Source organism: Kitasatospora sp. HPM-01-4 (genome assembly GCF_051374625.1).
In the GTDB taxonomy this organism is placed as follows: Bacteria; Actinomycetota; Actinomycetes; order Streptomycetales; family Streptomycetaceae; genus Kitasatospora.
The window spans coordinates 5,246,301-5,272,054 of record NZ_JBPQGP010000005.1 but is presented as its reverse complement, the minus strand read 5'-3'; the positions used below and the strand labels follow the sequence as shown (position 1 = coordinate 5,272,054).

The 25,754-nt window shown below is 68.4% G+C and carries 19 protein-coding genes; 5 read left to right on the top strand and 14 right to left on the bottom strand.

Features of this window, described 5'->3' with window-relative positions:
- Positions 1 to 270 precede the first annotated feature (270 nt).
- The 5 genes from ACSMTC_RS22965 to ACSMTC_RS22945 all read left to right on the top strand — a co-directional run bounded on the left by ACSMTC_RS22965 (position 271) and on the right by ACSMTC_RS22945 (position 9,607).
- On the top strand, positions 271 to 3,054 hold the full coding sequence (locus ACSMTC_RS22965) for a hypothetical protein (RefSeq protein ID WP_436561595.1): 2,784 nt from the start codon (positions 271 to 273) through the stop codon (positions 3,052 to 3,054).
- A gap of 550 nt (positions 3,055 to 3,604) precedes the next feature.
- Positions 3,605 to 4,582: an ABC transporter permease gene (locus tag ACSMTC_RS22960; RefSeq protein ID WP_436561594.1), complete on the top strand. Its 978-nt coding sequence runs from the start codon at positions 3,605 to 3,607 to the stop codon at positions 4,580 to 4,582.
- Between the two features lie 48 nt (positions 4,583 to 4,630).
- A complete protein-coding gene (locus ACSMTC_RS22955) occupies positions 4,631 to 5,629 on the top strand; it encodes an ABC transporter permease (protein WP_436561593.1) in 999 nt (332 codons plus the stop codon).
- Between the two features lie 62 nt (positions 5,630 to 5,691).
- Complete coding sequence (locus ACSMTC_RS22950) at positions 5,692 to 7,776, top strand: ABC transporter ATP-binding protein (protein ID WP_436561592.1); 2,085 nt, start codon at positions 5,692 to 5,694, stop codon at positions 7,774 to 7,776.
- Positions 7,777 to 7,906: 130 nt separating this feature from the next.
- On the top strand, positions 7,907 to 9,607 hold the full coding sequence (locus tag ACSMTC_RS22945; protein ID WP_436561591.1) for an ABC transporter family substrate-binding protein: 1,701 nt from the start codon (positions 7,907 to 7,909) through the stop codon (positions 9,605 to 9,607).
- Positions 9,608 to 9,695: 88 nt separating this feature from the next.
- On the opposite strand, the gene ACSMTC_RS22940 is transcribed toward ACSMTC_RS22945, so the two are convergent.
- The 14 genes from ACSMTC_RS22940 to ACSMTC_RS22875 all read right to left on the bottom strand — a co-directional run bounded on the left by ACSMTC_RS22940 (position 9,696) and on the right by ACSMTC_RS22875 (position 25,752).
- Positions 9,696 to 10,730, bottom strand: a complete 1,035-nt coding sequence (locus ACSMTC_RS22940) for an ABC transporter ATP-binding protein (protein ID WP_436561590.1) — start codon at positions 10,728 to 10,730, stop codon at positions 9,696 to 9,698.
- Entirely contained in the window at positions 10,723 to 11,751 is a 1,029-nt protein-coding gene (locus ACSMTC_RS22935; RefSeq protein WP_436561589.1) for an ABC transporter ATP-binding protein, read from the bottom strand. Before ACSMTC_RS22935 ends, ACSMTC_RS22940 begins: the two co-directional genes overlap by 8 nt.
- 53 nt (positions 11,752 to 11,804) lie before the next feature.
- Entirely contained in the window at positions 11,805 to 12,749 is a 945-nt protein-coding gene (locus ACSMTC_RS22930) for an ABC transporter permease (protein WP_436561588.1), read from the bottom strand.
- Positions 12,750 to 12,759: 10 nt separating this feature from the next.
- Complete coding sequence (locus ACSMTC_RS22925) at positions 12,760 to 13,689, bottom strand: ABC transporter permease (RefSeq protein ID WP_436561587.1); 930 nt, start codon at positions 13,687 to 13,689, stop codon at positions 12,760 to 12,762.
- Positions 13,690 to 13,889: 200 nt separating this feature from the next.
- Positions 13,890 to 15,374, bottom strand: coding sequence for a peptide ABC transporter substrate-binding protein (locus ACSMTC_RS22920; protein ID WP_436561586.1), 1,485 nt, complete (start codon positions 15,372 to 15,374; stop codon positions 13,890 to 13,892).
- A 557-nt stretch (positions 15,375 to 15,931) separates the two neighbouring features.
- Positions 15,932 to 16,972: an ABC transporter ATP-binding protein gene (locus ACSMTC_RS22915; protein ID WP_436561585.1), complete on the bottom strand. Its 1,041-nt coding sequence runs from the start codon at positions 16,970 to 16,972 to the stop codon at positions 15,932 to 15,934.
- On the bottom strand, positions 16,935 to 17,984 hold the full coding sequence (locus ACSMTC_RS22910; RefSeq protein ID WP_436564777.1) for an ABC transporter ATP-binding protein: 1,050 nt from the start codon (positions 17,982 to 17,984) through the stop codon (positions 16,935 to 16,937). The genes ACSMTC_RS22915 and ACSMTC_RS22910 overlap by 38 nt, the downstream gene beginning before the upstream one ends.
- A 24-nt stretch (positions 17,985 to 18,008) precedes the next feature.
- Positions 18,009 to 18,929 carry an ABC transporter permease gene (locus ACSMTC_RS22905; protein ID WP_436564776.1) on the bottom strand — a complete coding sequence of 307 codons (921 nt, stop codon included), beginning with the start codon at positions 18,927 to 18,929 and terminating at the stop codon, positions 18,009 to 18,011.
- Between the two features lie 100 nt (positions 18,930 to 19,029).
- Positions 19,030 to 19,953: an ABC transporter permease gene (locus ACSMTC_RS22900; RefSeq protein WP_436561584.1), complete on the bottom strand. Its 924-nt coding sequence runs from the start codon at positions 19,951 to 19,953 to the stop codon at positions 19,030 to 19,032.
- A gap of 73 nt (positions 19,954 to 20,026) precedes the next feature.
- Positions 20,027 to 21,661 (bottom strand): peptide ABC transporter substrate-binding protein, encoded by a 1,635-nt coding sequence (locus tag ACSMTC_RS22895; RefSeq protein ID WP_436561583.1) that lies wholly within the window; start codon positions 21,659 to 21,661, stop codon positions 20,027 to 20,029.
- Positions 21,662 to 21,812: 151 nt separating this feature from the next.
- Positions 21,813 to 22,832, bottom strand: coding sequence for an ABC transporter ATP-binding protein (locus tag ACSMTC_RS22890; RefSeq protein WP_436561582.1), 1,020 nt, complete (start codon positions 22,830 to 22,832; stop codon positions 21,813 to 21,815).
- Positions 22,825 to 23,874: an ABC transporter ATP-binding protein gene (locus tag ACSMTC_RS22885; protein ID WP_436561581.1), complete on the bottom strand. Its 1,050-nt coding sequence runs from the start codon at positions 23,872 to 23,874 to the stop codon at positions 22,825 to 22,827. The genes ACSMTC_RS22890 and ACSMTC_RS22885 overlap by 8 nt, the downstream gene beginning before the upstream one ends.
- A gap of 17 nt (positions 23,875 to 23,891) precedes the next feature.
- Positions 23,892 to 24,833 (bottom strand): ABC transporter permease, encoded by a 942-nt coding sequence (locus tag ACSMTC_RS22880; protein ID WP_436561580.1) that lies wholly within the window; start codon positions 24,831 to 24,833, stop codon positions 23,892 to 23,894.
- A complete protein-coding gene (locus ACSMTC_RS22875) occupies positions 24,826 to 25,752 on the bottom strand; it encodes an ABC transporter permease (protein ID WP_436561579.1) in 927 nt (308 codons plus the stop codon). The genes ACSMTC_RS22880 and ACSMTC_RS22875 overlap by 8 nt, the downstream gene beginning before the upstream one ends.
- Positions 25,753 to 25,754 lie beyond the last annotated feature (2 nt).

Below are 25,754 nucleotides of genomic sequence, written 5' to 3'. Positions count from 1 at the left end.
GTTCTATCCGAACCAGCTCACCGTCTACTTTCTTCCCAGTAAGGTGGTGCAACGGCGGAATCGCCCGGTCGATGCGGTGCACGGGACGAGCAGGTAGCCTCACCCGATCGCGAGGCCGGCGGCCTGCCGCAGCCAACACGATAAGAAGACTGGTGTCGGAGGGGTTGTCCGGTCCATCGCGCGGCGGTACTCGCCGCGCCGCCGGGCTGACGCCCCACAACCCGCGGTCGCCGTTCCACAGCGCGGCTGCGAACCCGGAGCAGAGCAGCATTGAGCAGCCGCGAATCTGACAGCGCGTACCCGCCGCGGCGGCCTGGGGGCAACTCCGGCCGGCGACCGGGGGAGGGACCGGACGCGTACCCGTCGGGCACCCCGCCGTACGGCACGGGTCTCCCGAACGGCTACGGCGCCGACCCGTTCGGCCCTGGGGGCACCCCCGGCCGGAGGCTGGGGGAAGGCCCGGCTGCGAACGAGCCGGCGGCGGACGACGAGACGCCGAAGACCGAGACCACGCTGACCACCAGGATCCGGATCAACATCCCCGGCTCCCGGCCGATCCCGCCGGTGGTGATGCGCAGCCCCGTGAAGAACGAGGAGGCCGCGCCCGCCGAGCCGTCCGGGCCCCGGCACCGTTCCGCCACGCCGTCCTCCCCCGTGCTCGGGGTCATCGACCCCGCCGCCCGGCCTTCGACACCGCCGAACCTGCCGCCGGAGTGGCAGAACGGCGGTCAGCAGGCGGGTGCCCAGCCGCAGAGCAGTTCCGCGGAGTCGACCGGCGAGTGGTTCCGGCCGCGTCAGCGCAGCCGTCAGCAGGACACCGGGACGGTGCCGGCCGGCCCGGGCACCGGTACCCCGGGTGCGGGGGCCGGCGCCGCGGTGGCCGGAGCTGCCGCCGGTGCCGCCGCGAGCGGTTCGCCGGCCGACGGGGCGGGTGCCGAAGGCATGCGCGCTGCCGGGCCCGCCGCCCAGGAGTTCATGCCGCAGGGCCAGGGTGCCCCGGGGCAGGGCCTGCCGGGCGGGGCCGAGCCGGAGCGTGCGGCCCAGGACCGGCCGCGGGCCGGCGGTATGCCCGGGGCTCAGCCGCCGGGTGCGCAGGCCTCCCCGTTCACGGCCGGCGGGCAGCCGCGGCAGGCCGACGGATTCCCCCAGGACGCCGGTCGCGGCGGCGCGTTCGGCCCGGGTGGACCGGCCGCCGGCGCCCCGTACTCCGCCGAGCCGTACCGCGAGCCCGGCCAGGGTTTCCCCGCCGCGGGCAACCGGCAGGCGGCCGACCCGTTCGCGACCGAGCCGGCGAACGGCGGCCGCTTCGCGGGCAACACGACCCCGGGCGGCCGCTTCGCGAACACCCCGGCGGCCGACCCCTTCGCGGCCAACCCCGCACAGGGCGGCGCCTTCGCGGCCAACCCCGCGCAGGGCGGCGCCTTCGCGGCCAACCCCGCACAGGCCGACCCCTTCGCGGCCAACCCCGCCCAGGCCGACCCCTTCGCACCCAACCCCGCCCAGGGCGGCCCCTTCGCGGCCGAGCCGGCACCGGCGGACCCGTTCGCCACCGGCCCCGCCCAGGCCGACCCGTTCCGTACCGGGGCCGCCGCGCCGCGCCGTCAGGCAGCGCCCAAGGGCGCCGAATCGGCCGCCGGTCCCATGCCGGGCGGGCAGGAGGACACCCAGGTCGGCGGCTTCGAGCCGATCGGGGAGGGCCCGCAGGCGGCCGGCATATCCGGGCCGCCCGCAGCCAACCGGTTCGGCTCGCCTTCCCAGCCGGCGGCCGGCTCCGACCCCTTCGCCCCCGGCCGTCCGGGCGCCGGCCCGCAGGCCGCTTCGGCCTCCGAACGCTCCCGCCCCTTCCCAGACGGCAGGCCCACCCAGGGCCGTTTCGCCGAGTCGCCGGGATTCGAGCCGCCCGCGCCGTTCCCCGGCGCCCCCGGTGCACCCGGCGCCCCCGGCGGCCCCGGCGGTCCCGCCTTCGGGTCCGCCCCGCAGGGCGCCGAGAAGGCCGACGGCCCCGAGGCCCCGACCGCCCCGGAGGGCGGCAAGGAGGCCGGCAAGGACGCCAAGGCCGCGCAGCCGAAGGCCGCGTCCGCCTCCGCCCCGGCAGCCAAGTCCCGTGGCGGCAAGGTGAAGAAGCTGGCCGGCTACGCGGTGGGCGGGGTGCTCTTCATCGGCGCGGCCGCGTACGGAACCGGACTGATGCTCAATCAGGCCGATATCCCCAAGGGCACCACGGTGCTCGGCACCGACATCGGCGGCGACTCCCGCGACCAGGCGGTGAGCACGCTGGACAGCTCGGTCGGCAAGGCCGGGCAGCAGCCGCTGAAGCTCAAGCTCGGCGACCAGACGGTCGATCTCGACCCGGCCACCGCCGGTCTGAGCTTCGACACCACGGCCACCGTGGACGGCCTGACCAAGCACAGCTACAACCCGGTCGAGGTGATCGGTTCGCTGAAGGGCGGCAGCACGGCCGTCGAGCCGCAGGTGAAGGTGGACCGGGCGAAGCTGAAGGCCACTCTGCAGACCCTCAGCGGCAAGTCCGCCCAGGGCCTCCAGGAGGGCTTCGTCCGCTTCACCGCCGCCGGGCAGACCGAGGTCGTCCCCGGCAAGGCGGGGCAGGCCGTGGACGCCAACGCCGCGATGGACCTGATCGAGCAGGCGTACCGGGACCGGGCCGCGGGCAAACCGGACGCCGTGGTGACCGTACCGGTGGCCGCGGCCCAGCCGAAGGTCACCGAGGACGCCCTGAGGACGGCCGCCGACACCCTCGGCAAGTCGGTGCTGAACGGCACGGTGTCGGTCTACGCGGGCACCAAGGGCTTCGACTTCGGCAAGGTGACGGCCAGCCAGGCCCTCACCCTGGCGCCGGACGACTCCGGCAAGGTCGTGCTGAAGTGGGACCTCGACAAGCTCAACGACGCCCTGAAGAAGGTCGCCTTCGACAAGGTCAAGATTAAGAAGGGCGGCGCCCCGGTGCAGGTCACCCCGCAGGACGTCGCGGACGCCATCACCTCCGTCATCGACAAGACGGCGGCCAAGGACCGGGTCTACCGCTTCCAGATCTGACCGAACCGCTCCGCACCCCGAGGCCGGGGCCCGTCATGGGCCCCGGCCTCGGGCGTTCTCCCCGAAAGCCGACCCAAGGGATATATGTCTCAAAATATCGGACATTTACTTTCCATCGCGGGCACCCCCATCAGTCCGGCGTCCAATCCGCGAGAGGTGGCGAATACTCGCCATTGGCGACCTATAACCGGACATATCACACCAACTGCCACACAGTAGCGGAAGCCTGTGCTCCGAGGGCATTCAAGCCCGAAATATGGCCCCTAGCCTGCGCCTGAGCCGATGAACCCATGGTCAAAACGGCCTCCGACCTGGCGGATTGCGCGCAGCGTTACCAACATTTGATCCGGGGCCAGTCGACAAGCGTTCACCGGGTTAGCAAGATGTGGCAGCAAGCCGTCCTACCGCGGCTGTCTCATTTCTGACCAACCGTCCGACCTCCGAGACGCCCCTCGGCATCAAGTGTGGGAACTGCCATCCCCACTGATCGCACAGCCGGGGCCTTGTGCAGTCGGCGCCCGCAGGACCGCACGAGGGAGAGAGAACCACCTTGGGTCGCTATTTGCTGCGCAAGCTGGCCAATAATCTGATTTTGGTCGTCCTTGCCGCTTCTCTCTCATATTTCGTAGCAGGCCTGAGCCTGCACCCGCAGGCGAACTACGAAGGTCGCAACCCTCCGATCCCCAAGTCGACCATCTCCAAGACGCTCGACGACGTGAACATGAACCCGGACACGCCGATCGTCACCCGCTTCGCGACCTGGGCGGACGGCGTCGTGCACGGCGACCTGGGCAAGACCATCGACGGCTCTCCGGTCAACGACGAGATCGCCCGCCGGCTCGGCGTCTCGGCCCGTCTGCTGCTGCTGGCCACCCTGATCGGTTCGGTCGGCGGTGTCGCGGTCGGCGCACTCGGCGCCATCAAGCAGTACAAGTTCTTCGACCGGTTCACCACGCTGGCCTCGTTCTTCATCCTGGCCATGCCGGTCTTCATCCTCGGTCTCTTCCTCAAGCTCGGAACGATCCAGTTCCTCGGCGCGGGCACCATCCACTTCACCGGTGAGACCGACCCCGAGTTCGCCGGCCGCTGGGACTTCGCCGCGCTGGGCAACCGGGCCGAGCACATGCTGCTGCCCGGCCTGACGCTGATCCTGATCCAGGTCGCGCTCTACAGCCGGTACCAGCGCAGCACCATGCTCGACGTGCTGGGCAGCGACTTCCTGCGCACCGCGCGCGCCAAGGGCCTGCGCCGCCGCGCCGCACTCGTCAAGCACGGCCTGCGGACCGCGATCCTGCCGGTCGTCCCGCTGCTCGTCTACAACATCGTCCTGCTGTTCGTCGGCGCCACCTTCACCGAGAAGACCTTCGGCTGGCACGGCATGGGCGAACTACTGGTCACCTCGATCACCCGCAACGACGTGAACGCGACGGCAGCCGTCTCGCTCTTCACCGCCGTGCTGGTGCTTATCGCGGGATTCCTCTCCGACCTGATGTACGCGGCGCTCGATCCGCGCGTCCGGGTGCGCTGAGCACCCGACGGAGCATCACGTCCCTTACTCAGTCCAGGAGAAGAAGCCATGAGCGACGCAACCACGGGGCAGCCCAAGCCCGCCAAGCGGCAGAGCCGCGCCAAACTCACCTTCCGCCGTTTCACCCGCAACAGGCTGGCGCTGGTCGGTCTGGCCGTCCTGGTCATCCTCTTCGTGATGGCCTACGGCGGCCCGCTGGTGGACAAGTACGACTACCTGCACCACGACTACATGGCGTTCAACGCCCCTCCGGGCGGTGACCACTGGTGGGGCACCAACCAGGGCGGCCAGGACCTCTTCGCGCTGACCATGCGCGGACTGCAGAAGTCCCTGGTGATCGGCATCCTGGTCGGCCTGATCAGCACCCTGGTCGCGGGCGCCGTCGGCGCCGTCGCGGCCTACTACGGCGGCTGGATCGACCGCGTCCTGATGTGGGCGGTCGACCTGCTGCTGGTGCTGCCGTCCTTCCTCCTCGTCGCCGTGCTCTCGCCGATCTTCCAGGGGGCCAGCTGGCTGATCTTCGTGGTGCTGCTGGCGGCGTTCAGCTGGATGATCACCGCCCGCGTGGTGCGCTCGATGACGCTGACCCTGAAGGACCGTGAGTTCGTCAAGGCCGCCAAGTACATGGGCGTGTCCGGACCGGTCATCATCTTCCGGCACATCCTGCCGAACATGGCCTCGCTGCTGATCATCGACATGGTGATCCAGGTCGGCGCCGCGGTCATCGGCGAGAGCGGCCTGTCCTACTTCGGCTTCGGCATCCAGGCGCCGGACGTCTCGCTCGGCACCATCATCGCCGACAACACCACCAACGCCCCGGCCTACCCGTGGCTCTTCTACTTCCCGGCCGGCTGCCTGGTCCTGATCGGCATCGCGGTCGCCTTCATCGGCGACGGCCTGCGCGACGCCCTCGACCCGAACGCCTCCGGCGCCAAGGCCAAGGCCAAGAAGCTCAAGCCCCAGGGCACGGAGAAGGCCGGCAAGGGGCTCTCCGACCAGAAGCTGCAGGGCCCGAGCACCTCCACCGACGCGCTGAGCACCTCATGACGGCCGCCGCCACTCCCCCTCAGCCCTCGGACAGCACCCGTACCAAGGAAGGACTCCGACCGGTGACCGACTCCCGGCTGGACAAGTCTCAGCCCATCCTCGACGTCAGCGACCTGGTCGTCTCCTTCCCCAGTGAGGCGGGACCGGTCCGCGCGGTGCGCGGTGTGTCGTACTCCGTCCGTCCGGGCGAGGTGCTGGGGATCGTCGGTGAGTCCGGCTCCGGCAAGTCCGTCTCCTCGATGGCCGTGCTCGGTCTGCTGCCCGACACCGCCTCGGTCACCGGCTCGGTCAAGCTGGGCGGACGCGAACTGCTGGGCCTCTCGGACAACGAGATGTCCCTGATCCGCGGCAAGGACATCGGCATGGTCTTCCAGGACCCGCTGTCAGCGCTCACCCCGGTGTACAGCGTCGGCACCCAGATCATCGAGGCGCTGCAGATCCACCAGAAGATGACCAAGGAGCAGGCCCGCGAGCGCGCCATCGACCTGCTCAACGTGGTCGGCATCCCGGACCCCAAGCGCCGGGTGGACAACTTCCCGCACGAGTTCTCCGGCGGTATGCGCCAGCGCGCCATGATCGCCATGGCGATCGCCAACGACCCCAAGGTGATCATCGCCGACGAGCCGACCACCGCGCTGGACGTGACCATCCAGGCCCAGGTGCTCGAGGTGCTGAAGAAGGCCCAGGAGGTCACCGGCGCCGGCATCGTGATGATCACCCATGACCTCGGCGTGGTGGCCGGCTTCGCCGACCGCGTCCAGGTGATGTACGCGGGCAAGCCGGTCGAGGCCGGCAGCGTCGACGAGGTGTACTACTCCCCCCGGATGCCGTACACCATCGGCCTGCTGGGTTCGATCCCGCGGCTGGACGAGACCGAGCGCCGCGCGCTCACCCCGATCGAGGGGACTCCGCCGTCCATGGTGGAGCTGCCCCGGGGCTGCCCGTTCGCGGCCCGCTGCCCGATCACCATCGACCGCTGCCGCGAGGTCGAGCCGGAGCTGTCGGTCAGGGACGGCGGCACGCACCCGACCGCCTGCCACCGCAGCCACGAGCTGGGCGACACCCTGGACCCGGCCACCATCTACCCGGTGCCCGAGCTGCCCGAGGCCTCCGCGCTGACGCAGCGCCCCCGTGCCGAGCGCGCCACGGTCCTGGAGCTGGACAACCTGACCAAGCACTTCCCGCTCAGCAAGGGAGCGGTGGTCAAGCGCAAGGTCGGCGTGGTGCGCGCGGTGGACGGCATCTCGCTGGACATCCGCGAGGGCGAGACGCTCGGCCTGGTCGGCGAGTCCGGCTGCGGCAAGACCACCACCCTGCTGGAGATCCTGGACCTGCCCAAGGACCAGGTCGGTACCGTCGCGGTCTTCGGCAAGGAGACCAAGAGCATGAGCCGGGCCGACCGCAAGGCGCTGCGCCGGGACATGCAGATCGTCTTCCAGGACCCGATGGCGGCCCTGGACTCCCGGATGCCGATCGGTGACATCCTCGCCGAGCCGCTCAAGACCCACGGCTGGGACAGGGCCAGGATCGCCGCCCGCATCCCGGAGCTGCTGGAGCTGGTCGGCCTCAACCCCGACCACGCCGACCGCTACCCCCAGGAGTTCTCCGGCGGCCAGCGGCAGCGCATCTCCATCGCCCGGGCCCTGGCCCTGGAGCCCAAGCTGGTCATCCTGGACGAACCGGTCTCCGCACTGGACGTCTCCATCCAGGCGGGCGTGCTCAACCTGCTGGACGAGCTCAAGACCAGGCTCGGCCTCAGCTACCTGTTCGTCGCCCACGACCTCTCGGTGGTCCGGCACATCGCCGACCGGATCGCCGTGATGTACCTGGGCCGGATCGTCGAGGTCGGCGAGACCGACGCGATCTTCGACGCGCCGTCCCACCCCTACACCCAGGCCCTGCTCTCCGCCGTACCGCTCCCGGACCCGCGCCAGGAGCGCGAGCGGGCCCGGATCCTGCTCACCGGTGACCTGCCCAGCCCGGCCGACGTACCGAGCGGCTGCCGGTTCCGCAACCGCTGCCCGAAGTTCCAGACCCTCGGTGAGAACGAGCAGCAGCGCTGCCGTGACGAGGACCCCGCCAACGCGAAGCTCGCCGACGACCACTCGGCCGCCTGCCACTTCGCCAAGGCCCTGGAAGTGATCTGACCCCCACCAGCCGCGCCCCAGGGCGTCCCGCACCACCAGCACCACCGCAGTCGCTCCACCGGCACCACCCGTCGCCAACGACGCTGCCGGGTTCACTCCCACATCTCCGTAACCCACCAGGGGGAATCCCTTGAAGCTCAACCGGACCCCGGTCGCGCTGGTCGCCACCATCGCCGCCGCCTCGCTGTCGCTGACCGCCTGCTCCAGCAGCAAGAGCGACGACTCCGCCGCCCCGGCCGCCTCCGCCGCGCCCAAGCTGACCCAGACGGCATTGAACCCCAAGGACCGCGCCGAGCTGAAGCAGGGCGGCACCCTCAACTGGGCCATCGACCAGATGTCCAGCCAGTGGAGCCCGCTGGAGACCGACGGCAACGAGTCGGCCACCATCGACGTGGCCAAGGCGCTCTTCCCGACCCTCTGGCGCTCGGACGCCGGTGGCACCCAGACGCCGAACAAGGCCTACCTGCTGGACGCCAAGTCCGAGATGAAGGACGGCAAGCAGGTCGTCACCTGGACCCTCAACCCGAAGGCCAAGTGGTCCGACGGCACCCCGATCACCTGGCAGGACATCCAGACCAACTGGCAGGCCCAGAACGGCACCAACAAGGACTTCAAGGTCACCTCGACCGCCGGCTTCGACCAGGTCGAGAGCGTCGTCAAGGGCGCCGACGACTACCAGGCGATCATGACCTTCAAGAATCCGTACTCGGACTGGCAGAGCATGTTCAACAGCGTCGCCAACGCGCCGCTGCTCCCGGCCAAGTACATGGCGTCCCCGGACCTGTTCAACACGGGCTTCGTGAACAACATCCCGGTCACCTCCGGCCCGTTCAAGCTGGACAAGATCGACCAGACCGCGAAGACCGTCACCGTGGTGGCCGACCCCAACTACTCGGGTGACAAGCCGCTGCTGGACAAGATCGTCTTCAAGGCGATGGACACCAACGCCATGCCGCAGGCCTTCGCCAACGGTGAGATCGACTTCTTCAACAACGGCCCGGACGCCGCCGGTCTGAAGCAGATCCAGTCCACCGCCGACGGTGAGGCCCGGATCGCCGGTGGCCCGGACTTCCGCCACATCATGCTCAACGGCAAGAGCCCGATGCTGACCGACGCGACGGTGCGCCAGGCCATCTTCCAGGCCATCGACCGCGACACCATCGCCAAGTCCGACCTCAACGGCCTGAACTGGCCGGCCGCGGCGATGAACAACCACTTCCTGGTGCCGACCCAGAACGGCTACAAGGACAACTCGGGTGGCCTGAGCAAGTTCGACCCCGACGCGGCCAAGAAGGCGCTGGACGCGGCCGGCTGGAAGATGGACGGCGACATCCGCAAGAAGGACGGCAAGGAGCTCTCGCTCAAGCTCGTCATCCCGGCCGGTGTCACCACCGCCACCAACGAGAGCTCGATGATCACCCAGATGCTGCAGCAGGTCGGCGTCAAGGTGACCACCTTCACCGCCCCGTCGGACCAGTTCTTCGACAAGTACGTCTACAAGTTCGACTTCGACATGACCGTCTTCGCGCTGCTCGGCAACCCGTTCGTGGCCAGCTCGATGATGCCGCAGTACAAGACGAACGGTGGCGCCAACTACAGCCAGGTCGGCAGTGACGCGCTGGACAAGGACCTGGACGCCGCCGTCTCGGCCCCCGACACCGCCGGCGAGCTCGCCAACGTCGACAAGGCGGACGCCGAGGAGTGGAAGGTCGCCGGTCTGATCCCGATGTACCAGCGCCCGGCCATCTTCGGCGTGAAGAAGGCCGTCGCCAACCTCGGTTCCCCGGGTCTGTCGGACTACATCATGGAGAACATCGGCTTCTCCAAGTGATGACCGCTCGACTCTGAGCCGCTCAACGGGACGGGCCCCGGAGGGAATCTCACCTCCGGGGCCCGTCCGGCTGTCGCCGGCCTGCGCGTTATCCGATCTCGCGCTCCGCCGGGCTCTGCCCGATCTCGCGCTCCGCGGCGAAGTGGCAGGCGGACTCGTGCGCGGCCGGTCCCTCCAGGGAGGGCACCGCGAGCAGCGGCAGTTCGGTGGAGCAGCGTTCCTCGGCCTTCCAGCAGCGGGTGCGGAAGCGGCAGCCGGAGGGCGGGTTGGCCGGTGAGGGGATGTCCCCGGACAGGATGATCCGTTCGCGGCCCTCGCGGCCGCTCGGGTCGGGTACCGGGACCGCGGACAGCAGTGCCTGGGTGTACGGGTGGGTGGCGTGCTCGTAGATCTCCTCGTCCGTGCCGATCTCCACCATCTTGCCCAGGTACATCACCCCGACCCGGTCCGAGATGTGCCGGACGATCGAGAGGTCGTGCGCGATGAACATGTAGGAGAGGTCGAAGTCCTGCTGCAGCTTCTCCAGCAGGTTGATCACCTGCGCCTGCACCGACACGTCCAGCGCCGAGACCGGCTCGTCACAGATGATGATCTCCGGCTTCAGCGCCAGACCACGGGCGATACCGATCCGCTGACGCTGACCACCCGAGAACTGGTGCGGATACCGGTTGATGTACTCCGGGTTCAGACCCACCACGTCCAGCAGATCCTGAACCGCCTTGCGACGGTCGCCCTTCGGCGCCACCTCGGGGTGGATCTCGAACGGCTCCCCGATGATGTCCCCCACCGTCATCCGCGGGTTCAGCGAGGTGTACGGGTCCTGGAACACCATCTGGATGTTCCGCCGCACCGCCTTCAGCCCCGCACCCCTCAGCCCCGAGATCTCCTCCCCCTTGAACAACACCTCACCGGCCGTGGCCCGTTCAAGGTTCATCAGCACCTTGGCCAAGGTCGACTTGCCACACCCGGACTCACCGACGACGCCCAGCGTCTCGCCCTTGTGCAGCTCGAAGGAGATGCCGTCGACGGCCTTGACCGCACCGATCTGCTTCTTGAACAGAACGCCCTGGGTCAGCGGGTAGTGCTTGACCAGGTCCTTGACCTCCAGGATCGGCTCAGCCACGGAGGGTCTCCTTCCAGAGGTGGCAGGCGCTGCGGCGGCCGGCCAGCTCGGCGCCTTCCTCGTCCAGCACGGGCTGCAGCAGCGGCAGTTCGGTGCGGCACCGGTCAACGGCACGCTCGCAGCGCGGGTTGAACGCACAGCCGTCCGGTATGTGCAGCAGGTTGGGCGGCAGGCCCTTGATCGCGTACAGGTCCTGGCCCTTCTGGTCCAGGCGCGGGATCGACTTCAGCAGTCCCCGGGTGTACGGGTGCGCCGGGCGCGCGTACAGCTCGTGCACCGGCGCGGTCTCCACGATCCGCCCCGCGTACATCACCGCGATCTTGTCAGCCACATCCGCGACCACCCCCAGATCATGGGTGATCAGGATCAACCCCATCCGGTACTCCCGCTGCAGCTCCGCCAGCAGCTCCATCACCTGCGCCTGCACCGTCACATCCAGCGCCGTCGTCGGCTCGTCCGCGATGATCAGATCCGGCTCCAGAGCCAGCGCCATCGCGATCATGATGCGCTGACGCATACCACCCGAGAACTGGTGCGGATAGTCGTTCACCCGCTCCTTCGCCGCCGGGATACGCACCCGCTCCATCAGCTCGACGGCCTTCTTCAGCGAGTCCTTCTTGGACATCCCCTCGTGCACCCGGAACATCTCGCCGAGCTGCCAGCCCACCGAGAACACCGGATTGAGCGCGGAGAGCGCGTCCTGGAAGATCATCGCGATCCTCCGGCCGCGGATCTTCCGCCGGTCCTCCTCGGGCATGGTGAGCAGGTCCTCACCCCGGTAGAGCACCCTGCCGCCGGTGATCCTCCCGGGCGGGGTGTCCAGGATGCCCATGACGGCCTGCGCGGTCACCGACTTGCCCGAACCCGACTCCCCCAGCACCGCCAGCGTCTCCCCCGATCCGACGCTGTAACTGACGCCGTTGACCGCCCTGGCCACGCCGTCCCGGGTCACGAACTCCACCTGCAGGTCGTCGACCTGCAGCAGGGGCGCGCCCGTCTCGTTCCGCACCGACTCCGTCATCGCCCTGTCCCTGCCGTCTCCCGGTCCGGTCACGTCCGTCAACTCCACGCCGCTCACCGCAGTTTGGGATCGAGGGCGTCGCGCACGCCGTCGCCCAGGAAGATGAAGCCCAGGGAGGTGAGCACCACCGCGAGCGAGGGAAGGGTCCACATGTAGTCGTAGACGCCGATGAACCCCCGGCCGGCGGCGAGCATGTTGCCCCACTCCGGCACCTCCGGGCTGACGCCGACGCCGAGGTAGGAGAGCGAGGCCTCCGCGACCACGGCGGTACCGACGTTGAACGTGCCGTAGATGATGACCGGCGCGATCGAGTTGGGCAGGATGTGCCGCAGGATGACCCTCAGGTGTCCGGCACCCAGTGCGCGCGCCGCGTGCACGTAGTCCATCTCGCGGGTCGAGAGCACCGAACTCCGCAGCAGTCGCGCCACGGTGGCCCAGCCGAAGACGGCGAGCGAGAGCACCACCGGCCAGACCCCGCGACCGGTCACGGTGATGATGATGATCGCGCCGATCAGCAGCGGGAAGGCGAAGAACACGTCGGCGACGCGCATCGTCAGCGTGTCGTAGAACCGGCCGAAGTAGGCCGCGATCGCACCGAGCACGATGCCGATGAACAGGGTCAGCAGGATCGACACCAGGCCGACGATGACCGCGATCCTGGATCCGTAGATCACCCGGGAGAGCTGGTCGCGGCCGAGGACGTCGGTGCCGAAGAGGTGGTCGCCGCTCGGGGGCTTGAGCGTGTTCATCAGGTCCTGCCGCAGCGGGTCGTGCGGGGCGATCAGCGGCGCGAAGAGGGCGGTGAGGAACAGTCCCACGACCAGCACCAGACCGACCAGGGCCAGCCTGTTGGCGGCGAAGCGGTGCCAGACCTCCTGCCACTCCTTGACCACCCTGACGGCCGGCTCGGCCTGGGCCCCGGCCGGACCCGGATCCTTGCGCTGCCCGGGAACCGGCCTGCCCGGTACGGCGGTTTCCTTCGTCTTGTCGTCAGTCATCTCACTGCCCTCAGCTCAGCCGGATGCGGGGGTCGAGCATCGCGTACAGCAGGTCGACGACCAGGTTGAGCAGCACGAAGATGGCGACACCCCAGGTCGCCACCCCGACCACGACCGGGTTGTTCTGCTGCTGGATCGCGGTGGACATCGCCATGCCGATGCCGTCCCAGTTGAAGATGGTCTCGGTGATGATCGCCCCGCCCATCAGGCCGCCGAACGAGATACCGAGGTAAGTCACCACCGGGATGACCGAGTTGCGCATCACGTGCTTGAGCAGCACCTGGCGCCTGGGTACTCCCTTGGCGATCGCGGTCTTCACGTAGTCGGCGCGCAGCACCTCCAGCATGGTGCCGCGCATCAGCCGGGCGACCAGGGCCGCGTCCACGATGGCCAGCGTGATCGCGGGCAGGATGATCTGCAGCGGATCGCCGGGATCGCCGATCACCGGCACCCATTTGAGCTGTACGGCGAAGAGGTTGAGCATCAGCATGCCGATCACGAAGGTCGGGAAGCCGACCAGGATCGTGGTGACCAGCGTGACCGCCGTGTCCACCAGCGAGTACCGCTTGAGTGCCGCCAGCGCGCCGACGGCGGCGCCGATCACCGCGTCGAAGACGATGGCGACGACGGCCAGTTTGGAGGTGTTGACCAGCTTGGGGCCGAGGATCTCGGTGACCGGGCGGCGCTGGGTGTAGTCCTCACCCATGTCGCCATGCGCCAGCTTGCCGAGGTACGTGCCGTACTGGACGATCACCGGCTTGTCGAGCCCGTACCGCTTGTGCAGCTCGGCGATCACCGCGGGGTCCCGGGAGCGCTCGCTGCCGGCCAGCGAGCCGACCGGGTCACCGGGGATGACGAACAGGCAGGCGAAGAGGATCAGCGTCGCGCCGAGCAGCACGATCACCATCTGTCCGAGCCTTCGCAGCAGATACCTACCCATGGCATGTGCCTCTCTGTGGGGTCGCGGCAGAGCGGCGTCGCCCTCTCCCCCGTACACCGCCGGATCCGGCAGGCACCCGGGGGCCGTCGCCCCCGCCTGGTCGAGGCGGGGGCGACGGCGTTGTGCCAGGCCCCTTCGGTCAACCGGTCAGGGGCGTTCACGGGTTCAGGAGCGGACCACGCCTGGCGCGAAGGGACGGGCTACTTCTGCGAGACCGTGGCCAGGGTCGGGTTCTCGTTGAAGTCGTAGGTCAGGTTGGCCCACTTCTGGGTGTTGGCGACACGCTCCTGCTGGCGGGTGAAGACCGGGATCAGTGCCTGGTCCTCGCCGATCGCCAGCTTCTCGGCCTGCTGGTAGATCTTGTCGCGCGCGACCGGGTCCTTGGTGGCGGTGGCCTGCTGCAGCAGGGCGTCGAAGGCCGGGTTGCTGTAGCGGCCGGCGTTGTCGCCCTGGGCGTCGTGGGTGGTCGGGTCCTCGTTGATGGAGCCGGTCGCGAGCAGCGGTGCCAGGTAGTTGCCGGGGGTCGGGTAGTCCGCGCCCCAGGACGCCCGGTACATACCGGTGGCGCTCGCCGACTTGTCCTTCTTCAGCATGTCCTTGAACGGCATGCCGTCGAGCTGGACGTCCAGCCCGAGCACGTCCTTGAGCTGCTGGGCGACGGCCTGCACCCAGGCCTCGTGGCCGCCACCGGTGTTGTAGCCGAAGTACAGCTTGGTGCCGGGGGTCAGACCGGCCTGCGCGGCGAGTGCCTTGGCCTTCTCCTTGTCCTGCTTGACACAGCTGACGCAGACGCCGGCCTGGTAGGCGTCCTTGAAGGCCGCGGGCACCAGCGTGGTGGCCTTCTGGTTGAAGCCCTTGAACACGCCGCTGACGATGGCGTCACGGTCGATCGCGTAGGAGACCGCCAGCCGCGCCTCCTTGCTCTTCAGCGGGCCCTGGAAGGTGATCGGCATCAGGTAGTTCATGCCGTTGGCCGCCCAGTCGTACCACTCGTTCTTCGGCGCGTAGGTCGCCTTGGCGACGGGCAGCTGCTCGGTGGGTATCCGGGCCCAGTCGAACTGGCCCGCCTGGAAGCCCTGGTACTCCAGCTGGTCCGCGTTGGCCGAGTTCAGGATGGAGATCTCGATCCGGTCCAGGTGGGCCTTGGTCAGGCCGTAGCTGTCGTTCCGGACCAGCGTGATCTTGCTGTTGTGCTGCCAGGGGCCTTCCATCTTGAACGGCCCGTTGCCGATCGGCATGTCGTTGAAGGTCTTGTTGGTGGCCGAGCCGGCCACCTTCGGCATCGGGCTGAACACGGTGTGGAAGGTACGGATGTCGAACTCGCAGTCCTTGACCGCCAGCTTGACCACGAGGGTGGTCGCGTCGGGCGCCGACAGGCCCCGGAACGTGGTGGCGGAGCCGTCCTGGAGCTCCTTGAAGCCGTCGATCTCGTTCATGTGGTACGCCACGTCGGAGGCCGCGTCCTTGGCCGCGACCCGGGTCCAGCCGCGGATGAACGACTGCGCGTCCACCGGCTCTCCGTTGGAGAAGGTGGTCCCGCCCTTGATCTTGAACGTCCACTGGCTGCAGTCGTCGTTCGAGGTCCGGCTCTCGGCCAGCGCATTGCTGATCTTGCCGCTGGCATCGACGCTGGTGAGGCCGGTGAACAGATTCTGGGCGACCAGAGTGCCCTCCGACTCCTGCACGTTGTACGGATCGATCGCAGTAGGCTCGACAATGCCGAGTCGGAAGGTGCCACCGTCCTTGGCGGGACCATTGCCACTCGCCGTCGCATTTCCACCGCCACCGCCCGAGCCGCCGCCATTACTGCAGGCCGAAACAGCCAGGACCGTGGTGGCGGCCAGCGCCGCCAAACGCATTGTCTTGGTGAGCCTCATTCAACTGCCTCTCGATTCGGGGCGCGGGAACGAAGGGCCTCTCCACAGCCGGTGTTCCAGGCATGACAGAGGCCAACACCGGGACCCATTCGCCTAGTTGGCGATGCGTCCGTCGGCACACGCAGAGCAACTATCGAGCCCGCCGACCCCGTATGGAATCTTCCTCACATCTCTTTTCTATTACATGGCACACCCAAGCCCGGCCATTGACTGACAGACGGAGACATATCGGCCATGGAATTACTTGTACCGCTTTCCGGATAGCGGACAAGATTATCCGAATAGCGATTCCCTGACCGGGCGGAAAAGGCAGCGAAATGATCTACTTTTGGCGTGCTGAGGCTGATCTCACGCTCCGCGGTGCGCTATCCGTTCTCGTGCTCCGCCGCGAAGTGGCAGGCGGACTCATGCGCGGCCGATCCCTCCAGCCACTCCCGGACGGTCAGCGCGGGCACCTCCACCGCGCATCGCTCCTGCGCCTTCCAGCAGCGGGTGCGGAAGCGGCAGCCCGACGGAGGATCGGCCGGCGACGGGACGTCGCCGGAGAGCACGATCCGCTCCCGCCGTTCACGCCCGCTCGGGTCGGGTACCGGGACCGCGGACAGCAGTGCCTGGGTGTACGGGTGGGTGGCGTGCTCGTAGATCTCCTCGTCCGTGCCGATCTCCACCATCTTGCCCAGGTACATCACCCCGACCCGGTCCGAGATGTGCCGGACGATCGAGAGGTCGTGCGCGATGAACATGTACGAGAGGTCGAAGTCCTGCTGCAGCTTCTCCAGCAGGTTGATCACCTGCGCCTGCACCGACACGTCCAGCGCCGACACCGGCTCGTCACAGATGATGATCTCCGGCTTCAGCGCCAGACCACGGGCGATACCGATCCGCTGACGCTGACCACCCGAGAACTGGTGCGGATACCGGTTGATGTACTCCGGGTTCAGACCCACCACGTCCAGCAGATCCTGAACCGCCCTACGGCGGTCGCCCTTCGGCGCCACCTCCGGATGGATCTCGAACGGCTCCCCGATGATGTCACCCACCGTCATCCGCGGGTTCAGCGACGTGTACGGATCCTGGAACACCATCTGGATGTTCCGCCGCACCGCCTTCAGCCCCGCACCCCTCAGCCCCGAGATCTCCTCCCCCTTGAACAACACCTCACCGGCCGTGGCCCGTTCAAGGTTCATCAGCACCTTGGCCAACGTCGACTTGCCACACCCGGACTCACCGACGACGCCAAGCGTCTCCCCCTTCCGCAACTCGAAGGAGACCCCGTCCACCGCACGCACCGCACCGACCTGCTTCTTGAACAGAACGCCCTGGGTCAACGGAAAGTGCTTGACCAGCGCCCGCACCTCGAGGATCGGCTCAGCCACGGAGGGTCTCCTTCCAGTAGAAGCAGGCACTGCCCCGCCCGGCCACCACGCGCCCGTCCTCCTCGGTGACCTGGAAGAGCCTCGGCACCTCCTGGCGGCAGATCTGCTGCGCCCTCGGACAGCGGGGACTGAAGGCGCAACCCGGCGGAATCCGCAGCAGGTTGGGCGGCAGGCCCTTGATCGCATACAGGTCCTGGCCCTTCTGGTCCAGGCGCGGAATCGAGTCCAGCAGTCCCCGGGTGTACGGGTGCGCCGGGTGCGCGTACAGCTCGTGCACCGGCGCGGTCTCCACGATCCGCCCCGCGTACATCACCGCGATCTTGTCAGCCACATCCGCGACCACCCCCAGATCATGGGTGATCAGGATCAACCCCATCCGGTACTCCCGCTGCAGCTCCGCCAGCAGCTCCATCACCTGCGCCTGCACCGTCACATCCAGCGCCGTCGTCGGCTCGTCCGCGATGATCAGATCCGGCTCCAGAGCCAGCGCCATCGCGATCATGATGCGCTGACGCATACCACCCGAGAACTGGTGCGGATAGTCGTCCGCCCGCTCCTTCGCCGCCGGGATGCGGACCTTGTCCATCAGCTCGACGGCCCTGGCCCTGGCCTCCCTGCGGGAGGCGCCCCGGTGCACCCGGAACATCTCGCCGAGCTGGTAGCCCACCGAGTGCACGGGGTTGAGCGCGGAGAGCGCGTCCTGGAAGATCATCGCCAGCTGCGAGCCGCGGATCCGCCGGCGTTCCTCCTGCCCCATCTTCAGCAGGTCCCGGCCCTTGAAGAGGATCTCGCCTCCGGTCACGAAGCCGGGCGGGCTGTCCAGGATGCCCATGACGGCCTGCGCGGTCACCGACTTGCCCGAACCCGACTCCCCCAGCACCGCCAGCGTCTCCCCCGCCCGGACGCCGTAGCTGACCCCGTTGACGGCCTTGGCGACACCGTCCCGGGTACGGAACTCCACGTGCAGGTCGCGCACTTGAAGCAGAGGTTCGTCCGCCGGCCCGGACTCGCCCGGCCGGGGGTCGGTCTGCCGGCTGCTCATGCTGGTAGCCATCGCTCGCCCTCCTCAGCGCAGCTTGGGATCGAGGGCGTCGCGGACCGCGTCGCCGAGCATGATGAACGCCAGCACGGTGAGGCTGAGCGCCCCCGCGGGGTAGAGCAGCATGTGCGGCGCGTTGCGGAAGGAGTCCGAGGCCGAGGAGATGTCGATGCCCCAGGAGACCGTGGGCGGCTTGAGCCCCACACCGAGGAAGCTCAGGGTGGCCTCCAGGGCGATGTAGGTGCCGAGCGCGATGGTGGCCACCACGATGACCGGGGCGACCGCGTTGGGCAGGATGTGCCGCAGCAGGATCCGGCCGCTCCCGGCCCCGAGCGCCTCGGCGGCGGTGACGTAGTCCTGCTGCTTGACGGTGATCACCGAGCCCCGGGAGATCCGGGCGATCTGCGGCCAGCCGAGCACCACGATGAAGGCCACCACGATCCAGATCGACTGGCTGGGCACCACGGACAGGAAGACCAGGCCGCCGAGCAGGATCGGGATGCCGAAGAAGACGTCGGCGAGCCGGGACACCACCGAGTCGAACCAGCCGCCGAAGAAGCCGGCCAGACCCCCCATCAGGGTGCCGACCAGCGCCGCCCCGGCGGTGGCGCAGACGCCGACCGTGATCGAGGCGCGGGCGCCGTACACCGTCCTGGCGTAGACGTCGCAGCCCTGGTTGTCGAAGCCGAAGGGGTGCCCGGCGGTGGCGCTCTGCTGGGACCTGGACAGGTCGCACCTGAGCGGGTCGGTCGAGGTGAGCAGGCCGGGCCAGACCGCCGCCAGCGCCAGGAAGAGGATCAGCAGTCCGGAGACGATGAAGACCGGGTTGCGCCGCAGGTCCCGCCAGGCGTCCTGCCACAGGCTGCGGGCCGCCACCCGGTCGTCGGCACCGGGGGTGTGGGGCCGGTCCTGGAGCCGCTCGTTCTTCAGCACCGACTGCGCATCCATGGTGCCGAGGTCGAAGGTCCGGTTCTCGACCGCGCTCTGGAGCTCCAGTTCCTCGGTGCCGGCCTCGGCCAGCGGGTCCGCCTCGTGGTACTTCTCCTGGTCAGGCATACCGGATCCTCGGGTCCAGGACCGCGTAGAGCAGGTCGACGAGCAGATTGGCCGCCAGGTAGATGATCACCAGGATGGTCACGAAGCCGACCACGGTGCCGGTGTTCTGGCGGACGATGCCCTGGTACAGGTAGTAGCCCACGCCGTGGATGTTGAAGATCCGCTCGGTCACCAGCGCACCGCCCATCAGCGCGCCCAGGTCGGTGCCGAGGAAGGTGACCACCGGGATCAGCGAGTTGCGCAGCAGGTGGTTCACCACCACCCGGCCGCGCGGCAGCCCCTTGGCGACGGCGGTGCGGACGTAGTCGGCGCGGGCGTTCTCGGCGACGGTGGTCCGGGTGAGCCGGGCGACGTACGCCAGCGAGACCGAGGCCAGCACGATGCCCGGCAGGATCAGCCGGTCCAGGGTCACCTGGTCGCCGACGGTCGCCGGCACCACTCCCCACTCCACGCCGACCAGGTACTGGAGCACATAGCCGGTGACGAAGGTCGGGATGGAGATCACCACCAGGGTCAGCGCCAGTACCCCGTTGTCGGCGGCCGCGCCCCGGCGCAGGCCGCTCAGCACTCCGAGGGAGATCCCGATGACCACCTCGATGGTGAAGGCCACCGCGGTCAGCCTGAGCGTGGTGGGGAAGGCCGTGGCCAGCAGCGAGGTGACGCTCTGCCCGCTGAAGGTGGTCCCGAAGTCCCACCGGAACAGCCTGCCCATGTACTTCAGGTACTGCAGCCAGAGCGGGTCGTTCAGGTTGTACTGCTCGCGGATCTGCGCCGCGACGGCCGGGTCCGGCGCCCGGTCGCCGAAGAGCGCGGCCACCGGGTCGCCCAGGGCGTGGACCATGACGAAGATCAGGAAGGTGGTCCCGATGAAGACCGGGATCATCTGGAGCAGGCGTCTGATGACGTAGCGACCCATACGAACCTCCAGTCGGCCGTCGAGGGCTCGGCGGCCGGTGCCGCCGCGTCGGTGAACCAGCCGCCGCTGCCGGCTACTTGACGGTGATCTCGGTGTAGACCGGGACGCTGAAGGGGTTCAGCATCACGCCGGAGGTACGGGCCGACCAGCCGACCGTGCCGTTCTGGTACCAGAGCGGGATCGCCGGCAGATCGGCGGCCAGCAGTTTCTCCGCCTCCTGGTAGCCGGCGACCGCCTTCGCCGGGTCGGACTCCCCGTTCGCCTGGTTCATCAGGGCGTCGAAGGCCTTGTTCGCGTAACCGGAGTCGTTGGAGGAGGCCCCGGTCACGTACACCGGCTGCAGGAAGTCCTGGATCAGCGGGTAGTCCATCTGCCAGCCGGTCCGGAAGGCGCCGGTCAGCTGCTTGCCGTGGACCTGGTTGCGGAAGTCCGCGAAGGTGCCGACCGGACGGCCGACGCAGGCCTTGGTGTCGCCCAGCACGTTGTTGACGCTGTTGCAGACCGCGTCGACCCACTCCTTGTGCGGGCCGTCGGCGTTGTAGCTGATGGTCAGCTGGCCGCCCGGGATTCCGCCGCCCTGCTGGATCAGCTGCCTGGCCCGGTCCGGGTCGTGTCTGCAGGCGTCGCCGCAGAGCCCCTCCTTGTAGCCGCCGAAGGCTCCGAGGACCGGCGAGGTGAAGTCACTGGCGGGCGTACGGGTGTTGTCGAAGACGACCCTGCTGATGGTGGAGCGGTCGATCGCCATCGAGATGCCCTGGCGGACCAGCCTGGCGTTCTCGGTGCTCCAGTCCGCCCGGTAGAGCGGGAAGGAGACGGTCTGGATGATCCCGGCGGGTTCGCTCAGGAACCGCCCGTCGAGATCGGACTTGGCGGTCTTCAGCGCGTTGTTCGGCAGGCCGTTGTCCACGTCCAGGTTCCCGGCCTGCAGATCGGCGTAGGCGGCGTTGGTGTCGGTGTAGACCTTGAGGTCGACACCGGCGTTCCTCGGCTTGTTGCCGCCCGCGTAGTCGGGGTTGGGCCGCAGCTGCATCCGCTGGCCCCTGGTCCACGAGGTGATCGTGTAGGGCCCGTTCCCCACCGGCTTGGCCAGGTAGGCCGCGTGGTCGGTGAAGAAGCTCTTCGGGAGCGGGTAGTACGCGGCGTAGCCGAGGGTCTGCGGCCAGGTGGAGAACTTCTGGCTCAGCACGACGGTGAAGGTGGTGTCGTCCACCGCCTTCAGCCCCGACATGGTCTTCGCCGTGGGGTTCCCGGAGGCGGGGGCCACGTCGGAGTAGCCCTGGATGTACTGGAAGAAGCTGGAGCCCACCTGTCTGTCGGTGGAGAGCGCGCCGTAGTTCCAGGCGTCCACATAGGAGGAGGCGGTGACCGGAGTGCCGTCGCTGAACCTCCAGCCCGGCTTGATCTTGACGGTCCAGTGCTGCTGATCGCCGGAGGAGACCGACGCGGCCATCGCGTTCTGGGCCTTGCTGGTCTCCGGGTCGTACGCCACCAGGCCGGTGAAGATCATGTCGAGCACCGCACCGCCGTTCACCTCGTTGGTGTTGGCCGGTTCCAGCGGATTCTGCGGGTCGCCCCACCATGCCGTGACGATCCCGCTCGCGCTGCCGCCGCCACCGCCCGAGCCGCCTCCGCCCCCGCAGCCGGTGGCCGCCAGAGCCAGCGACGTCGCGGCGATCACGGCCCAGCGCACTCGGGAGACCGTAGGCATGGGTGCCCTCCTCGGGTTGTGTGACGATCACAACCCATGAGAGGCGCGGGGCACCGGCGACGCGACCGACATGCCTCCGGATGGGCCACCCGAACGCCACCGGGCCCGGCTCGCACGGATGTGCGAACCGGGCCCGGTGATTGACGGTACGTCAGGCAGCGCTCTTCGCTACCTCGCGCTCCGCGGCGAAGTGGCAGGCGGACTCGTGCGCGGCCGGTCCCTCCAGGGAGGGCACCGCGAGCAGCGGCAGTTCGGTGGAGCAGCGTTCCTCGGCCTTCCAGCAGCGGGTGCGGAAGCGGCAGCCGGAGGGCGGGTTGGCCGGTGAGGGGATGTCCCCGGACAGGATGATCCGTTCGCGGCCCTCGCGCCCGCTCGGGTCGGGTACCGGGACCGCGGACAGCAGTGCCTGGGTGTACGGGTGGGTGGCGTGCTCGTAGATCTCCTCGTCCGTGCCGATCTCCACCATCTTGCCCAGGTACATCACCCCGACCCGGTCCGAGATGTGCCGGACGATCGAGAGGTCGTGCGCGATGAACATGTAGGAGAGGTCGAAGTCCTGCTGCAGCTTCTCCAGCAGGTTGATCACCTGCGCCTGCACCGACACGTCCAGCGCCGAGACCGGCTCGTCACAGATGATGATCTCCGGCTTCAGCGCCAGACCACGGGCGATACCGATCCGCTGACGCTGACCACCCGAGAACTGGTGCGGATACCGGTTGATGTACTCCGGGTTCAGACCCACCACGTCCAGCAGATCCTGAACCGCCCTACGGCGGTCGCCCTTCGGCGCCACCTCGGGGTGGATCTCGAACGGCTCCCCGATGATGTCGCCCACCGTCATCCGCGGGTTCAGCGAGGTGTACGGGTCCTGGAACACCATCTGGATGTTCCGCCGCACCGCCTTGAGGGCGGCGCCGGAGAGCTTGGAGATGTCCTCGCCCTTGAACCGCACCTCGCCGGCGGTGGCGCGCTCAAGGTTCATCAGCACCTTGGCCAGGGTCGACTTGCCGCAGCCGGACTCACCGACGATGCCCAGGGTCTCGCCCTTGTGCAGCTCGAAGGAGATGCCGTCGACGGCCTTGACCGCACCGATCTGCTTCTTGAAGAGAACGCCCTGGGTCAGCGGGTAGTGCTTGACCAGGTCCTTGACCTCCAGGATCGGCTCAGCCATGGAGGGTCTCCTTCCAGAGGTGGCAGGCGCTGCGGCGGCCGGCCAGCTCGGCGCCGTCCTTGTCGGTGACCTGGTGCAGTGCCGGGATCTCGGTACGGCAGAGGTCGGTGGCCACGTCGCAGCGCGGGTTGAACGCGCAGCCGGCCGGGACCTTGAGCAGGTTCGGCGGCAGGCCCTTGATCGCGTACAGGTCCTGGCCCTTCTGGTCCAGGCGCGGGATCGACTTCAGCAGACCCTGGGTGTACGGGTGCGCGGGCTTCGCGTACAGCTCGTGCACGGGGGCGGTCTCCACGATCCGGCCCGCGTACATCACCGCGATCTTGTCGGCCACGTCGGCGACCACGCCGAGGTCGTGGGTGATCAGGATCAGGCCCATGTTGTACTCGGCCTGGAGCTCCGCCAGCAGGTCCATCACCTGGGCCTGGACGGTGACGTCCAGGGCGGTGGTGGGCTCGTCGGCGATGATCAGGTCCGGCTCCAGGGCCAGCGCCATCGCGATCATGATGCGCTGGCGCATACCACCCGAGAACTGGTGCGGGTAGTCGTTCACCCGCTCCTTCGCCGCCGGGATGCGGACCTTGTCCATCAGCTCGATGGCCTTGGCCTTGGCCTCCTTGCGGGAGGCGCCCTGGTGCACCCGGAACATCTCGCCGAGCTGGTAGCCCACGCTCAGCACGGGGTTGAGCGCGGAGAGCGCGTCCTGGAAGATCATCGCGATCTTCCGGCCGCGCAGCTTGCGCTGCTCCTCCTTGGACATCTTGAGCATGTCCTGTCCCCGGAAGAGGATCTCACCGGCGGTGACCCGGCCCGGGGGCATGTCCAGGATGCCCATGATGGTCTGCGCGGTCACCGACTTGCCGGAGCCGGACTCACCGAGCACGGCCAGCGTCTCGCCCGCGGCGACGGAGTAGTTGACACCGTTGACGGCCTTGGCGATGCCGTCCCGGGTCACGAACTCCACGTGCAGGTCGCGGACTTCGAGCAACGGGGTGCCGGGGGTCAGGCGCTCCTGGCCCTCGGTCTTCTCAGTGACAGTGGTCATGGTGCGTTCCGCCTCTCTCAGCGCAGCTTCGGGTCGAGGGCGTCGCGGACCGCGTCACCGAGCATGATGAACGCCAGCACGGTGAGGCTGAGCATGCCGGCCGGGAAGAAGAGCGCGAACGGCGCCTGCCGGATCGCCTTCTGGGCCGAGTCGATGTCGATACCCCACGAGATCGTCGGGTCCTGGAGGCCGATACCGAGGAAGCTCAGCGTCGCCTCGGTCGCGATGTAGCCGCCGAGTGCGATGGTGGCCACCACGATCACCGGCGCGATCGCGTTCGGCAGCACGTGCTTGAGCAGGATCCGTCCGGTGCCGGCACCGAGCGCCTTGGCGGCGGTGACGTAGTCGGCCTGCTTGACGGTGATCACCGAACCGCGCATCACGCGGGCCATCTGGGTCCAGCCGATCGAGGCCAGCGCGAAGACCACGCTCCACACCGTGCGCTCGGTGAAGGCGTTCAGCACGACCAGGCAGCCGAGCAGCAGCGGGATGCCGAAGAAGACGTCGGTGAGCCGGGAGAGCAGGGTATCCACCCAGCCGCCGAAGTAGCCGGCCAGCATGCCGATCAGACCGCCGAGCACGGTCACGGACGCGGTGACGCAGATACCGACCACGATCGAGGCCCGGGCGCCGTAGACCACCCGGGCGTAGATGGAGCGGCCCTGGACGTCGTAGCCGAACCAGTCGCCCTGGAAGAAGTGGCTGTAGTTCGGCGCCCTCAGGTAGTCGTGCGTCAGGTCGCCGGCCCGCGGGTCCACCGAGGTGAACAGACCGGGGGCGATGCTCATCACGATCAGCACCAGGATCAGTGCCGCCGAGATGAGGAAGATCGGACGGCGGCGCAGGTCGTCCCAGGCGTCCGAGCCGAGGCTGCGGGCCTTCTCGGGCTTGGCAGCTGCCTCGACCACGGCACTCTCGGCCGGGTCGGTGGCGGACTTCTTGTCGATCAGGTCAGGCATACCGGATCCTCGGGTCCAGGACCGCGTACAGCAGGTCCACGATCAGGCTGGCGGCGAGGTAGACGAGCACGAGGACGACCACGAACCCGGTGACCGTCGCGCCCTCCTTCTGGTTGATCGCGTGGTAGAGCGCGTTACCGACACCCTTGACGTTGAAGATGCCCTCGGTGACGATCGCGCCGCCCATCAGGGCGCCGAGGTCGGTGCCGAGGAAGGTGATGACGGGAATCATCGAGTTGCGCAGCAGGTGGGTGCCGATCACCTTCCGGCGCGGCAGGCCCTTGGCCACCGCGGTGCGGATGTAGTCGGCACGGATGTTCTCCACGATGGAGGTACGGGTCAGCCGGGCCACGTAGGCCAGCGAGAGCGAGCCCAGCACGACGGCCGGCAGCAGCAGCTGCTGCAGGTCCATGGAGTCCTGGACGGTGGGCTTGACCAGCTTCAGGTTGATGCCGAAGACCGTCTGGAAGACGAAGCCGAGCACCGGCACCGGAATGGAGATCAGGATCAGGGTGAGCACCAGGGTGCTCTTGTCCGCGAACTTGCCGCGCTTGAGCCCGGAGAGCAGACCGATCGCGACACCGAAGACGATCTCGATGCCGAAGGCCATCAGGGCCAGGCGGACGGTCACCGGCATGGCCTCGGAGATCACGTCCGTGACCTTCCGGCCCGCCAGGGTCTCGCCGAAGTCCCCGGTGAAGAGGCCCTTCATGTACTCCACGTACTGCTGCCAGAGCGGCAGGTCCAGGTGGAACTTGTGCTTGAGTGAGGCCAGCTGAGCCGGATCCGGCTGCTTGTCTCCCCACATCGCCCGGACCTGGTCACCCGGTAGGACATGCACCATGAAGAAGATCAGTGCGGTCGTACCTATGAACACCGGGATCATCTGGAGCAGTCGCCTCGCGACAAAACGCCCCATCA